General features: G+C 59.7%; 11 protein-coding genes. 10 read left to right on the top strand and 1 reads right to left on the bottom strand.

Annotation, left to right across the window (positions count from 1 at the left end; all coding sequences use genetic code 11):
* Positions 1-29: 29 nt before the first annotated feature.
* Positions 30-737: a M23 family metallopeptidase gene (locus tag QP982_RS02930; RefSeq protein WP_016422164.1), complete on the bottom strand. Its 708-nt coding sequence runs from the start codon at positions 735-737 to the stop codon at positions 30-32.
* A gap of 535 nt (positions 738-1,272) precedes the next feature.
* Between QP982_RS02930 and QP982_RS02925 the strand changes: the two genes are divergently transcribed.
* The 10 genes from QP982_RS02925 to QP982_RS02880 all read left to right on the top strand — a co-directional run bounded on the left by QP982_RS02925 (position 1,273) and on the right by QP982_RS02880 (position 14,725).
* Positions 1,273-3,120 carry a cell division protein PerM gene (locus tag QP982_RS02925; protein ID WP_284870200.1) on the top strand — a complete coding sequence of 616 codons (1,848 nt, stop codon included), beginning with the start codon at positions 1,273-1,275 and terminating at the stop codon, positions 3,118-3,120.
* A 57-nt stretch (positions 3,121-3,177) separates the two neighbouring features.
* The gene (purN, locus tag QP982_RS02920) at positions 3,178-3,831 is read left to right on the top strand and encodes a phosphoribosylglycinamide formyltransferase (protein ID WP_016422166.1); all 654 of its coding nucleotides are present in this window, start codon (positions 3,178-3,180) and stop codon (positions 3,829-3,831) included.
* Positions 3,828-5,375, top strand: a complete 1,548-nt coding sequence (gene purH, locus QP982_RS02915) for a bifunctional phosphoribosylaminoimidazolecarboxamide formyltransferase/IMP cyclohydrolase (protein WP_016422167.1) — start codon at positions 3,828-3,830, stop codon at positions 5,373-5,375. The genes purN and purH overlap by 4 nt, the downstream gene beginning before the upstream one ends.
* 199 nt (positions 5,376-5,574) lie before the next feature.
* Positions 5,575-6,168, top strand: a complete 594-nt coding sequence (locus QP982_RS02910) for a TetR/AcrR family transcriptional regulator (RefSeq protein WP_016422168.1) — start codon at positions 5,575-5,577, stop codon at positions 6,166-6,168.
* Positions 6,169-6,475: 307 nt separating this feature from the next.
* The gene (locus tag QP982_RS02905) at positions 6,476-8,056 is read left to right on the top strand and encodes a carboxyl transferase domain-containing protein (RefSeq protein ID WP_284870199.1); all 1,581 of its coding nucleotides are present in this window, start codon (positions 6,476-6,478) and stop codon (positions 8,054-8,056) included.
* A 54-nt stretch (positions 8,057-8,110) separates the two neighbouring features.
* Entirely contained in the window at positions 8,111-10,204 is a 2,094-nt protein-coding gene (locus QP982_RS02900) for an acetyl-CoA carboxylase biotin carboxylase subunit (protein ID WP_049172756.1), read from the top strand.
* Between the two features lie 62 nt (positions 10,205-10,266).
* Complete coding sequence (locus tag QP982_RS02895; protein WP_049193284.1) at positions 10,267-11,436, top strand: acyl-CoA dehydrogenase family protein; 1,170 nt, start codon at positions 10,267-10,269, stop codon at positions 11,434-11,436.
* Between the two features lie 2 nt (positions 11,437-11,438).
* The gene (locus tag QP982_RS02890; protein ID WP_049172760.1) at positions 11,439-11,981 is read left to right on the top strand and encodes a MaoC family dehydratase; all 543 of its coding nucleotides are present in this window, start codon (positions 11,439-11,441) and stop codon (positions 11,979-11,981) included.
* Positions 11,982-11,988: 7 nt separating this feature from the next.
* Positions 11,989-12,867, top strand: coding sequence for an HpcH/HpaI aldolase/citrate lyase family protein (locus tag QP982_RS02885; RefSeq protein ID WP_049172762.1), 879 nt, complete (start codon positions 11,989-11,991; stop codon positions 12,865-12,867).
* Between the two features lie 103 nt (positions 12,868-12,970).
* Positions 12,971-14,725, top strand: a complete 1,755-nt coding sequence (locus QP982_RS02880) for an AMP-binding protein (protein WP_284870197.1) — start codon at positions 12,971-12,973, stop codon at positions 14,723-14,725.
* The last annotated feature ends 3 nt before the right edge of the window (positions 14,726-14,728 follow it).

Genomic DNA, 14,728 nt, shown 5'->3' with positions numbered 1-14,728 from the left:
GGCTTGCTCGTACCTGTGCCGATACCTGATTAGTTCAGGTTCAGACCACGCTGGATGAACCAGGTCACCGGGTCGACCGGAGTGGTGCCATCCGGGTGGATCTCGAAGTGGAGGTGCGTACCGGTGGAGAAGCCGCGGTTGCCCATACCGGCGATGACCTGACCAGCTCGGACAGCTTCTCCGACAGCAACGTAGATGGACTCGATGTGGCCGTAGACGGAAACAGAGCCGTCGTCATGGCGAACGCGAATCCACTGGCCGTAGCCCTGAGCCGGGCCTGCATCGATAACAGTGCCGTCCATGACGGACATGATTGGGGTGTTGGTGACGTTAGCCAGGTCGACACCGTAGTGGAAGGTTCCCCAGCGTGAGCCGAACGGTGAGGTCAGCAGCCCCACGGTCGGGATGGAGAGTTTCGGAGCGCGGGCAGCCTGGTCGCGAGCAACGCGCTCCTGGTTGTACTGCAACGCCGTAGCGAGGTGGTCGCTGAGGTTAGTGCTCGGATTGAAGGAGCTGGAGGCCAGCACCATCGGAGCGTTGTTCTTCGGCTGAGCAGCGCGGGTCTGAGTCGAAGCTGAGTTCTCCGGAGCCTTATTCTCGGTCTCAGCTGCGTGGGCGACCGCGTTGGAGGAAGCGATCGTCGATGCGGACAGTGCGACCAGTGCTGCGCGAGAAGTTGCGGAAACCTCTACCTTGCGGTGCTTTCCGCCTCCGCGACGAGCATTGAAAAACGTCACTTCAATCTCCCTGCCAACGAAACTCTTTGTAACCCAACTGTTATCTAACTTCTGCGATAATAACGGTTCGATATAGGGCAAGCAACTTGTTTTTAGAGAACTTGTTCGCTGATTCGTCAGTTTCAGTTCAATAGGGCCGTGCTGTGGCCGTGGGGCTGTTGTCTTGTATCACGGATCCGGTGAAGCGCAACCGGTGTGTTGCCAGGGGATTTATGGCGGATGCCCCTTAATCGAGGGGCTGGGTAGGGGGATCGGCAAGTAGTTTCCGGGTGAACTAAGGGTGTGGTCGCGGGGGTGGCAAAAAGTAACCCATCGGCGTTGACAAATGGAAACCAAAGGTGAAGCCACTTTGGGGGGGGGAGGGGGCAAAAGGAGATCGGACTCAACGGATACCGTCCGTCCTGGGATCCGTACCTTCAAATTAGACTCTGCAATGCCTAAACAAAGAGGCGTTGTATGTATGGCACTATATGGCCATGGCTGTGACGCACCCTTGCGTGGCACCCTATCTATATAGGTGGGCAATCAGCTGTCAATGATTAGACGCGGGAAGGACGATGTCACTGTGAAAGGCGCGGATTCGCGGAGAGGTTCCTCCGGTAGCGATCGAAATCGGCGAAGCCGCACCGGTGCCGGTGGCAGCGGCGGGGGTTCCCGTAGCGTCCGCAGCGAGCGCACTGCCCGCGCATGGCAGAATACGCAGGCCGGTCAGACTGGCGGTGCGCGCAGCGTCGGTGCCGACAGCAATCGAGCCGCCACGACGAAGATGAAAGCGGGGGGCTCCGGAACGTCGTCACGCAAGGGGCGTCCCTCGGGGTTCCGTCGTTTCATTAACTCGCCTCGTACACGCCGGTTTGGGCTGTCTGTTGCCGGTTCTTACGGCGTCGTATTGCTGTTCATCATCTCGGTAGCTCTGATTGGCGTCATCGTCAGTGGCGCTGGAATGTCTCCGCTTCCAGCGAGTATCGCGTCGATGTGGATGATGTTTAACCTTGCCCCGTTCCGCTTTAACGGCACGACGCTGGGGCTCACGCCGGCGCTACCCGCAGTGCTGATGGTGGCATTCATCGCTTGGCGGGTGCGCCGCGAGGTCGCTGACCGCATCAGCATCAAGGATGTGCGCGCGTTGGTCGGCGCGTATCTGGGCACGCCCATTGTTCTCACCATCATCGCGTGGCTCATGCTTTACGACGCGTCGAAGGTGTTTCCCCGCGTTCAGACCCCTAGTTTCGGCCTTGCGATTGCAGCCGCGCTGCTTGTAAATCTCGTGGCCTTGGTGCTGGGAATGGGGCAGCGGTTGCTGCGTGCACTACTGCTGCGCCGGAAGCTGCCGGAGTGGTTGCTCGGGTCGGCCCGTCTGGCGGGCAGCTACGTGGCATGGCTGTGGCTGGCCGGTGTTGTGGTGACACTCGTTTCGCTGATTTGGCATCGAGAGTTGCTGGCAGAGACATTTGCAATCACGGATACCGTCGGTGAAAGTGTTGCGGTCAGCGGCCTCTCGCTGCTGTACCTGCCAAATGTGGCCTTCGGTGCTGTCGGTGTGCTGGTGGGCGGAAAATCGACGTTTGGGCCAGCGGAGGCTGGGCTGTTCGCAGTGCACCCGGCTCAGCTGCCACCGCTGCCGATTTTGGCTGCCATGCCTCAGTCGCTGGTGCACTGGGCTTTCGGAGTGCTGATTGTGCTACCGCCAGCCGTTGCGGCTTGGCGCGTCGTGGCATTCCTGAAGAAATCTGCACCGAAGCAGCCCTACCTGGTCGTCGTTCTCGCTGCCGTGTGGTCGATCATCTTCCTCATGGGGCTGGCTTGGCTGCTCGGCGGTGAGGTTGGCATCTTTGGGTGGGCCGGTGCCTCCTGGTGGCTGACTGGACTGCTCGGCTCGATGTGGCTGGTTGTTCCGGGGGCCATCGTGGTTGTTGCGATGACCGGTGTGCCGTCACTTGGTAGGGACAAGGGAGTCTCGGAAGTGGCCGCCGAGAAGTTCCCGCCGAAGCCTGCGGGAGATGGAAACGGTCATGCTGAGGCTGAGGATGCCGGCGACGCCGATAAGTCCGACAATGACGGGAGCGGTTCGGAGGAGTCGGAGGAGATTGTCGACGGGGAAGTCGTAGCGACCTCCGAAGATGAAGCGACCTCCGAAGATGAAGCGACCTCCGAAGACGAAGCCGAGTCCGACACAGAGGAGGAATCAGAGTCCGGTGCTGAGTCTGAAGACACTTCAGAAGACGCTGAGGAATCGGACGACTCTGAAGAGGATTCAGAAAGCGCCGCAGGCGGAGAAGCATCGGGCGAAGTAGATGCGACCGACGAGGACGAATCCGATGAGGACACCGAAGACTCGGAGGAAGGCGGCGACGGGGAACCGTCGTCAAGCCAAAAGAGCTAAGCCAACTTAGGGGGAGCGGAATTTGGGGTCTCTGCCGGGCTGGGTAAGCTAAACGCCGTGACTGAAGCACAGCCCGTCGCAGAAATTTCGCACAATAATTCCTCCAGCAAGCAGCTCCGCATCGTAGTCCTGGCCTCTGGCCTGGGCTCCCTTTTGCAGTCGATGCTGGAACTGCTGGACGCTGAAAAGGTTCAGATTGTCGCGGTTGGTTCGGACAAGGATTGTCCGGCGCTGGAGAGGGCTCAAAACCTCAATATCCCAACTTTTCGGGTGCCTTTCGATGCTGAGGCAAAGAAGGACCGAGAAGGTTGGGATATTCGTGTTTTAGAGGCCGTGAACAGTTTTTCGCCGGATATCGTTGTCTCGGCGGGTTTCATGCGCATTCTGGGGCCATCATTTGTGGAGGCCTACAGCAATCGCATCATTAATACGCACCCAGCGCTGCTGCCGTCCTTCCCAGGGGCGCGTGCGGTACCGGATGCACTTGACTACGGGGTGAAGGTCACCGGCACGACCGTGCATATCGTTGATAATGGAGTGGACACCGGGCCGATTCTGGCGCAACAGCCAGTGGCCGTCGAGGACGACGACACGGTGGAGACCCTGCACGAACGAATCAAGGTTGTCGAACGCCGACTCCTGGTTGATGTATTGCACTCGATTGCCGATCACGGAATTGAGCGTGACGGACGAAAGGCTTATCTGAAATGACCAACGACAACACGCAGCGTAAACCGATCAAGCGCGCTCTGATTAGCGTCTACGACAAGACTGGGCTCGAGGAGCTGGCTCGCGACCTGCACGAGGCTGGCGTGGAAATCGTTTCCACCGGTTCCACGGCTGGCAAGATTGCTGCAGCTGGCGTGCCTGTGACCCCGGTTGAGGATCTCACTGGTTTCCCGGAGTGCCTCGAGGGCCGCGTGAAGACGCTGCACCCGCGTGTTCACGCCGGCATTCTGGCTGATACCCGCAAGGAAGACCACCTGGCTCAGCTGAAGGAGCTCGGTGTGGAGGCTTTCCAGCTCGTTGTCGTTAACCTGTACCCGTTCCGGGAGACCGTTGCCTCGGGCGCTTCCTACGACGAATGCGTGGAGCAGATCGACATTGGAGGCCCGTCGATGGTTCGCGCTGCGGCGAAGAACCACCCGTCGGTTGCCATCGTCGTCGACCCGGCTCGTTACGGCGATGTCGCTACCGCCGTGAAGGAAGGCGGCTTCACCCTCGAGCAGCGCCGTGAGTTCGCTCGCGACGCATTCCTGCACACCGCTGATTACGACGCAGCTGTGTCCAACTGGTTTGTTGAGCAGCTCGGTGGCGCTGAGGGATCCACTCCGACTCCGCTGCGCTACGGCGAGAACTCTCACCAGTCGGCAACTCTGACCCGCATTGGTACCAAGGGGCTGGCAAACGCCAAGCAGCTGAACGGCAAGGAGATGTCGTACAACAACTACCAGGATGCCGACGCCGCATGGCGTGCCGCCTGGGATCACGAGCGCCCGTGTGTGGCAATCATCAAGCACGCTAACCCGTGCGGCATCGCAGTCTCGGATGAGTCCATCGCCGCAGCTCACCGCGCAGCTCACGCATGTGACCCGATGTCCGCATTCGGCGGTGTCATTGCCGTCAACCGCGAGGTCTCCGTTGAGATGGCCGAACAGGTCAAGGACATCTTCACCGAGGTCATCGTCGCTCCGTCCTACGAAGACGGTGCCGTTGAGGTGCTGAAGGCCAAGAAGAATCTGCGTATTCTCGTCGCCGAGTACGAAGCACCGACCACCGAGAACAAGTTTATCTCGGGTGGTCTGCTCACCCAGGATCCGGATACTTACCAGGCAGAGGGTGATAAGCCGGAGAACTGGGAGCTGGCCACCGGCGAGGCATTGAATGCTGAAGAGCTGGCTGAGCTCGAGTTTGCATGGCGCTCCGTCCGCGCTGTGAAGTCCAACGCCATCCTGCTGTCCAAGAACAACGCCACCGTCGGCGTCGGCATGGGCCAGGTCAACCGCGTGGACTCCGCAAAGCTCGCCGTTGAGCGCGCAAATACGCTTGCCGACGGAGAAAACCGTACTCAGGGGGCCTACGCTGCGTCCGATGCCTTCTTCCCGTTCGCTGACGGTCTGCAGGTCCTGATTGATGCCGGTGTGAAGGCAGTTGTCCAGCCAGGTGGTTCCATCCGTGACGAAGAGGTCATAGCTGCTGCCAAGGAAGCTGGCGTCACCATGTACATGACAGGTACTCGTCACTTCTTCCACTAATTCCTTACTGGATTAGGGGCTAACCGCCGCGGTGCTAACTGTCACCTCGGCGGTTTTTCTCTACCCGGACGTGTGGGGACCTGTGGGCGAGGATGTGTGTCTGTTGTCGAGCCGTGGTCTATGTGAACACACGCTGAGGGCAGGCGCTGGTGATAATTATGCAGACGAAATGGCTCCAATGCGTTTAACATAAGGGCTTATGTCACGTAGAACCGAAGCGCGACGGCGTCGAGAAGCAGAGATTCTCTCCGCTGCTGCTGCGATCCTGGCCGACCGAGGGTTTCATCAGACTCGGTTGGAGGATGTTGGCTCCGCTGTCGGCATTTCTGGCCCAGCTCTTTACCGTTACTTCAGCGGCAAGGAAGAGCTGTTGGCGCAGATCCTCATCGATATTTCTATCCGACTTGTCGATGGTGCGCGAGCAGTTCTCGATCGAGCAAAGAGCAATGATTGGGAGCCAGAGGAGACTCTTCGGGGCCTCCTTGCGCATCACGTGCATTTTGCAGTCACGGAGCCCGATCGCATTCGTGTCCAAGAGCGCGAAGGGGGAAATCTGGCGCCAGAGCAGAGCGCAAAAGTGCGTTCCTTGCAGCGTCTTTACATGGTCTTATGGGTGGACGCTCTGCGTGAACTACAGCCCGAACTCACCTCCGACGAGGCGCAGCTTAAAGTCCAGCTCACCGCTGGGTTGATTAACTCTTCCAGGCATGTGCTCAAATGGGCGGGCCCCGAGGCGACAAGGGAAAATGCCTTTGAGATGGCCCTCGCTGCGCTGGGCATTAACAACCAATAATCCGTATTCATTCTTCTGCCGTCTGGCCTCACTGTGCTCAGCAGTGTGAGGTCAGGCGGCTTTGTTGTGCGGTGCAGGGCGCTCACATTCAGTTGAATTCACCCCCGAAACAGATTTCTAGGGGAAACATAAATCTCTATTGGAAACATGTTGCGACCTCGGGGAGAGGTGTGTATTTCAAGCTGCATAAAAGACTTCCGGGGGTGAAAGTGTGGTCTAAGAAACAAAATTTGTTGTGAGGTGACTGGGGTCACATTAATCTTTTCGTCAAGAAAGTTAATAGTCATTAACGGAAAGTATTTCGCCCATGACTCACGCTCCAGCATTGACCAACCGACAGCGCCACGAAGAGCTCGTCGCAGAGCTCAAAGAGCTGCTTAGCACAACAGCACGCGGTGGTTCCGAACGTGCCCGTGCTCGCCATATTTCCCGCGGTAAGCTGCTGCCACGTCAGCGCATCAACCAACTGCTTGACCCCGGCAGCCCTTTCCTTGAGGTCGCACCGCTAGCGGCCCACGAAATGTATGGCGGCAAGGTTCCGGCTGCTGGCGTCATCGCCGGCATTGGCATCATCGAAGGTCGTCGCTGCCTGGTTGTAGCCAATGACGCAACCGTTTCCGGCGGAACGTACTACCCGTTGACTGTCAAGAAGCACCTGCGCGCACAGGAGATTGCCAGCCTTAACCACTTGCCGTGCATTTACCTGGTCGACTCCGGCGGGGCCATGCTTCTCAACCAGGATGAAGTTTTCCCTGATCGCGATCATTTCGGTCGCATTTTCTACAACCAGGCCAACCTTTCCGCTCGCGGGATTCCGCAGATTGCCGCCGTGATGGGATCCTGTACCGCCGGTGGCGCCTATGTGCCGGCGATGAGCGATGAAGCGGTCATTGTGAAAAACCAGGGCACCATCTTCCTGGCAGGCCCGCCACTGGTTAAGGCTGCAACTGGTGAAGATGTCACACCAGAGGAACTCGGTGGCGGCGAACTGCACTCCAAGACCTCCGGCGTTACTGACCACCTCGCGGTTAACGATGCCGACGCACTGCGTCGTGTCCGCGATATCGTCGCAACGCTCCCCAAGGACCCGGAAGTTCCGTGGGACACAGAATCCACCGTCTCGCCGACTCGCAACCAGACCGATCTTTACGATGTCGTCCCCGTCGATGCCAAAGTGCCTTACGACGTTCACGAGGTTATTGAAATTATTGTGGATGGAGGTCAATACCAGGAGTTTAAGGCCGAATTTGGTACGACCCTGGTCACTGCTTTCGCCCGCATCCACGGCCACCGCGTCGGCATTATCGCCAACAACGGCATTCTCTTCGCGGAATCTGCGCAGAAGGGCGCGCACTTCATCGAGCTGTGTGATCAGCGCGGCATCCCACTGGTATTCCTGCAGAACACCACGGGCTTCATGGTTGGTCGCGAATACGAGGCCGGCGGTATCGCAAAGCACGGCGCCAAGATGGTCAACGCCGTGGCTACCACCCGCGTGCCCAAGTTCACCGTAGTCATCGGTGGTGCCTTCGGCGCCGGCAACTACTCCATGTGCGGTCGCGCATATTCGCCGCGCTTCCTCTGGATGTGGCCGAATGCTCGCATTTCCGTCATGGGCGGTCCACAGGCGGCGATGACGCTGTCGGCGGTTCGTCGCAACCAGATTGAACGCTCAGGTGAGAGCTGGTCGCAGGAAGAGCAGGAGGAGTTTGAAGCTCCGATCCGCGAGCAGTTTGAGCGCCAGTCGCACTGCTATTACTCATCGGCTCGCCTGTGGGATGACGGTGTCATCGATCCCGCAGATACCCGCCGAATTCTTGGCATGGCCCTCGATGTGGCAAGTGGCGCGCCCCTGGATGAACAGGGCTTCGGCGTCTTCCGCATGTAGTAACCAGCTAAAAACTCTCGACACCGCATTTTCTGGAAAGGAAACACAGGGCACATGACAGCGCACAACACGCAGCCCCACGCAGCTGGCGGCAGCCTGAGTACCGTATTGGTCGCAAACCGCGGGGAGATTGCCTGCCGCATTATTCGAACCCTTCGTGACAACGGAATTCGCTCCGTCGCGGTCTACTCGGATGCCGATGCCGACGCCCCTCACGTCCGCATGGCGGATATGGCCATCCACATTGGCCCATCTCCGGCACGTGAGTCCTACCTGGTTATCGACAAGATTATCGATGCCGCTCGCCGCTGCGACGCAGACGGAATCCACCCCGGTTACGGCTTTCTGTCTGAAAACGCAGACTTCGCGACCGCCTGTGAGGAAGCAGGTATTGAATTCATTGGCCCACCGGCCAGTGCCATCAACACCATGGGTGACAAAATCTCCGCCCGCGCTGCCGTCGAAGCCCGCGATGTTCCCACCGTGCCGGGTCTGTCTCGCCCCGGGCTTAGCGACGAGGACCTCATTGAGGCAGCCCCATCGATTGGCTTTCCGGTACTGATTAAGCCGTCGGCAGGCGGTGGCGGCAAGGGGATGCACCGCGTGGAAAACGCTGCTGACCTGCCGGCTGCGCTCGCGACGGCCCGTCGTGAAGCGGCGGGTGCCTTCGGCGATGACTCCCTGTTCATCGAGCACTTCGTCGACACCCCGCGGCATATCGAGGTGCAGATTCTCGCAGATAAACACGGCAATGTAATCCACTTGGGCGAGCGTGAGTGCTCGCTGCAGCGACGCCATCAGAAGGTCATCGAGGAAGCACCGAGCCCTCTGCTGGATGAGGAAACGCGGAGCGCAATTGGTGAAGCGGCCTGTGACGCGGCCCGCTCGGTTGGCTACGTCGGTGCGGGCACGGTGGAGTTCATTGTGCCGGCGAAGGACCCGTCGTCGTTCTTCTTCATGGAGATGAATACGCGCCTGCAGGTTGAGCACCCCGTGACTGAGCAGGTCACCGGCCTGGATCTGGTGGCGCTGCAGGTTGACATTGCCTCGGGACGCCCACTGCCGGTTGCTCAGGAAGATGTAACTCTCACCGGTCACTCGATTGAAGCTCGCGTGTATGCCGAAGACCCGGCGGCGGGATTCCTGCCCACCGGTGGCACGGTCACACGTGTCGTCGAGCCGAGCGGGGCGGGAATCCGGGTGGATTCCGGCATTGTCGACGGTTCCGAGGTCTCATCTCTCTATGACCCGATGTTGATGAAGATCATCTCCCATGGGGAAAACCGTGAGCAGGCGCTCGAGCGGTTGGACCGAGCGCTCGGAGACACCGTTGTCGCAGGTGTCGGAGTCAATATCGACTTTTGTCGCTACCTGCTGAACGTCCCCGAGGTTCGCGCCGGCGATCTTGATACCGGTCTGCTCGACCGCGTGGCGGAAGGCTTCGCCACCTCCGAAACACCGGACGATGTCTACCTCGCCGCTGCGATGGACTGGCTGACTTCCCGCTTTGAACAAGCCACCGACTCACCGTGGCTGACCCCGGATGGCTGGCGTGCCAGTGCGCCTGCCGCGCAGCGCATTCGCTTTGGGGCAGGGGAGGACTCGCGTCTGATCTCGATTGTGGGCACCCCGGCGAGTGCTGACGTCGTTGTCGGTGACGTAGTCGCAGGTCTGTCGGCCGAAGCGGAGAACGAAGATATCGACGTTCCAGAACCGCGAAATTACAAAGTTTCGGTCTTTCGCGACGGGGAACATCTGCGCATCGTCCGCGACGGAGTCGCACAGCACTTCCTGGTCGAGACCATCGACAATGCGGGGTCGGCGAACCACGAAGAGTACGTCGTCGCCGGTGCCCACGGCACCTGGGTATTGCCCCGCACCGAGGTAGTCACCACCGGTGCCGAAGCCGATGCAGGCGGCTCTGGCGTCATCCAAGCTCCGATGCCCGGCGCGATTATCGCGTTGGCGGTGGAGGAGGGAGCCCGCGTCGAAGCTGGTGAGGCTCTGTTGGTCATGGAGGCCATGAAGATGGAGCACACTCTCACTGCCGAAATTGCAGGTGAGGTTAGCTTCACCGTCGCGCCGGGCGATCAGGTCGCCGGTGACCAGCAGCTGGCCGTCATCACCGTGGCCGAAGCCGAAGAATAAAAGCCCACACAAAACGCACCAATCAGGTCCTACACCTACAAAATCTTTAAGGAGCACTCATCATGTCCGAAAGCACCAAGATTGCAACCGCCATCCTCGACGACGAATACGTGGAACTGCAGAAAGTAGTTCGCGAATTTGCCAACGAAGTTGTCGATCCGGTTTCCGCCGAGCACGACCGCAACCACACCTTCCCGTACGAGATTGTCTCGCAGATGGGAGAAATGGGCCTGTTCGGTCTGCCATTCCCTGAGGAAGTCGGTGGAATGGGCGGCGACTACCTGTCCTTCGGTATCGCTCTGGAGGAGCTGGCTAAGGTCGATCAGTCGGTCGCTATCACCCTGGAAGCGGGCGTTGGCCTAGGTGCCATGCCGATCTTCCACTTCGGCAATGACAAGCAGAAGGAGACCTACCTGCCCGAGCTGACTGCTGGTAAGAAGCTCGCCGGTTTTGGTCTCACCGAGCCGGATGCAGGTTCCGACGCCGGTGCCACCCGCACCAACGCCCGTGAAGACGGCGATGATTTCGTCATCAACGGTGCCAAGCAGTTCATCACCAACTCCGGCACGGATATTACTTCGCTGGTTACTGTCACCGCAGTCACCGGCCAGAAGGACGATGGAAAGAAGGAGATTTCTACCATCATCGTCCCGAGTGGCACGGAGGGCTTTGTCGCGGAACCGGCTTACGACAAGGTCGGTTGGAATGCCTCCGACACCCACCCACTGACCTTCACCGATGTCCGCGTCCCCCAGGAGAACCTGCTGGGCACCCGTGGACGCGGCTTCGCTAACTTCCTGTCCATCTTGGCGGAGGGCCGAGTCGCGATTGCAGCGCTTGCCACCGGTGCCGCCCAGGGCTGTGTCGATGAGTCGGTCCGTCACGCCAAGGAACGTCAGTCCATGGGCCGTGCAATTGGCGAGTATCAGGCTGTTTCCTTCAAGATCGCACGAATGGAAGCGCGTGCGCATGCCGCACGCATGGCGTGGTACGACGCAGCCGCAAAGATGGCCGCGGGCGCAGATTTCCGTCGTGAAGCGTACATCGCCAAGATGATCGCCTCCGAGGCAGCGATGGACAACGCGCGCGACGCGACACAGATTTTCGGTGGCTACGGATTCATGAACGAGTACCGCGTGGCACGTCACTACCGCGACTCCAAGATTCTGGAGATTGGCGAGGGCACCACCGAAGTTCAGCTCATGCTGATCGCACGTGGATTGGGGCTGTAAAAATGGCTGACAACAACGCAACCGAAGTCACCCACGACGTCGTCCAGCGCGGACTGTGGTTCGAAGAGTACGAGGTCGGCGCGCGCTACCTGCACCGTCCGGGGCGAACCGTCACTGAAACCGATGACGTCCTCTTCACGACGCTGACCATGAACACCCAGCCACTGCATCTGGATGCGCACTGGTCGAGCCAGCAGCCGGGATTCGGCGGCGAGCGTCTGGTCAACTCCATGTGGACGCTGTCGACGGTTGTCGGGCTGTCCGTCGGGCAGCTGACGCTCGGCACCATCGTCGCCAACCTCGGCTTCACCGAAGTGGCGTTTCCCGCACCGATGTTCCACGGCGACACCCTGTATGCAGAGACCGTCTGCCGTAACAAGCGTCGGTCCAAGTCTCGCCCCAACCAGGGCATTGTCGAGCTCGAGCACATCGGTCGCAATCAGGACGGCACGATCGTCTGCCGCGCCGTCCGGTCCACGCTCGTCCAATGCGCACCGACTTCGCTTGACGACGGCTCCGAGAACGCAGCTTCAGCGGGGAAGTGAGTGGCTCATGTCTACGCATAAATCCTGGCAGCCGCTGGGCCCTGCAATTCTGTTTGCGCCGGCAGACAGGCCGGAACGATTCGCTAAAGCTGCTGACCGTGCCGACATGGTGATTCTGGACCTGGAGGACGGCTGTCGCGCAGAAAACCGTGAGGCTGCCCGCGAGGATATCGCCTCCTGTGACCTCGACCCGGCCCGCACGATTGTGCGTGTCAATCCACCGGAGGTTGAGGACTACGCAGCGGATATTGACATGCTGCGTGGCACCGCTTTCCGCCAGGTGATGCTGCCCAAGGCTTCCTCGGCTCAGCAAGTGGATGAGTTGGTAGCGGCACTGGGGGAGAAGACCCAGGTCATTGCCCTTATTGAAACTCCGCTTGGGGTCATGCGCGCCGAAGAGCTGGCGCAGGCCGATGGTGTCGTTGCACTGTTCTGGGGCGCAGAGGACCTGGTGGCGGGATTGGCGGGAACGTCATCACGCTTTAGCGAAGCAGAGGCTGCACTCGCGCCGGGCCGTATCCATGCGGGTAGCTACCGCAGTGTGGCGGTACATACCCGCAGCCACGTTCACCTGGCTGCAGCGGCGCACGGTAAGGCCAGTCTGGATTCCATCTACGTCAATATCTCCGACGCAAATGGGCTAGCTGCGGAGGCCGCAGATGCCGCTGCGTTGGGATTTGCCGCCACCGTCTGTATCCACCCCGGTCAGGTCCCGACAATCCGCAAGGCTTACCGCCCCAGCGACGAGGAGATTGATTGGGCGCGTCGGCTCTTGGCGGAAGCGGAAAAGAACACCGGTGCCTTCAGCTTTGACGGCCAGATGGTGGATGCGCCGCTCTTCCGTCAAGCAGAAGCCATTGCTCGGCGAGCTGCTGTAACCGGTTAGTCCCACGGCCGGTAACGACCACTGATTTATCCCCCTAAAGAACACATTTTCCTCTCACACACTCCGCACTCTGCGGAGTCACTTAAACCAAGGAGATCTCCCCATGACCGCGACATTGAAGAACCACGCAGAACAGCGCACTGCTGATCCTTCGAAGCTGCCGGAGGGCTTCACCACTGTGCCGGCACCATACGGCAAGGATGTTGTCGATGCCGATGGCAACAAGATGAGCCACGTGTTCGGCGCCGGTGTCGAGCAAGGCGCCGCTCCACTTCGCGATGAGACCCTCGGTGAGAACCTGCGTGCGATTGTGGAGAAATTTCCTTCCCGCGACGCCGTCGTTGACGTCTACGCGGATGTCTCCTTTACCTTTGAGCGTTTCTATAACCGGGTTCTGCGCCTGGCCAGCGCTTTCATCCGGGAGGGCTACCGTCCAGGAGACCGCATCGGCATTTGGTCCACCAACCGCTGGGAGTGGACCGTGGTGCAGTACGCCTGCCACCACATCGGCCTGGTGCTGGTCAACATCAACCCGGCTTACCGCCAGCACGAACTGAACTACGTGCTGGAAAAGGCAGGTGTGCGTATGGTGTTTGCCGCTCGCCGCTACAAGGACTCCGATTACCGAACCATGCTGATTGAGGCCTCCAAGCAGCGCGGTGTGCGCTTGGACAAGGTCATTTACTTCGGTTCGTCCGAATGGTACGAGCACATGCACAGCGAAATCGACGACCTGAGCGAGTACACCTCCCAGCTGAAGCCGGATGATCCAATCAACATCCAGTTCACCTCGGGCACGACAGGCTTTCCCAAGGGCGCTACGCTAACGCACCGCAACCTGCTGAACAATGGATACTTCATCGGTGAGCTGTTGGGCTACACCGAGACCGACCGCATCTGTGTGCCGGTGCCGTTCTTCCACACCTTCGGCATGGTGATTGGCACCTTCGCCGCCTTCACCCACGGTGCCGCTATTGTCATCCCGGCCCCGTCGTTTAAGGCGCGTGAAACACTCAAGGCTGTGCACTCGGCCAAGGCCACCAGCCTCTACGGCGTGCCGACGATGTTCATCAATGAGCTTGAAGAAGCTCATGATCAGGAGGAATACGGATCCCCCTACGACCTGTCGCTCCTGCGCACAGGAGTGATGGCAGGTACCTCGTGCCCGTCGAAGACCATGCGTGATGTGATGGATAAACTCAATATGCGCGAGATTGCCATCTGTTACGGCATGACGGAGACCTCGCCGGTGTCCTTCCAGACCCGCGCAGATTCTCCTCTGGAAAAGCGCGTCAACACCGTCGGCCAGATTATGCCGCACTTGGAAGCCCGCATCATTTGTGAAGAAACGGGTGAGACGCTGCCGCGAGGCGAACAGGGCGAGGTTGTCGTTCGCGGTTACTCCGTTATGAAGGAGTACTGGGAGCACCCGGAAAAGACCGCCGAGGCCATCGACGCCGACGGTTGGATGCACACCGGCGACTTGGGTGTGCTTGACGACGAGGGCTACCTGTCCATCACCGGACGTATTAAGGACATGCTCATCCGTGGCGGTGAGAACATCTACCCGCGCGAAATTGAAGAGTTCCTGTTCACCCACCCGGCTGTCGTCGATGCGCAGGTCATCGGTGTGCCGGATGACAAGTACGGCGAAGAGATTATGGCATGGGTAATTCTGCACGACGATGTGGAAGACTTCACCGCTGACGATGTGGCGGCCTTTGCCCACGGCAAGCTGTCGCGTCACAAGATTCCGCGCTACGTCTACGTCGTCGAGGAGTTCCCGATGACCGCGTCGGGCAAGGTCCGCAAGGTCGAGATGCGTGAGATGGCTCCGCGAATCCTGGGCTGGGTGTAGAAG

Source organism: Corynebacterium sp. MSK019, assembly GCF_030232425.1.
Taxonomy (GTDB): Bacteria; Actinomycetota; Actinomycetes; order Mycobacteriales; family Mycobacteriaceae; genus Corynebacterium; species Corynebacterium jeikeium_D.
The sequence above is the reverse complement of the archived record's forward strand: the minus strand, read 5'-3'. Positions and strand labels throughout refer to the sequence as shown.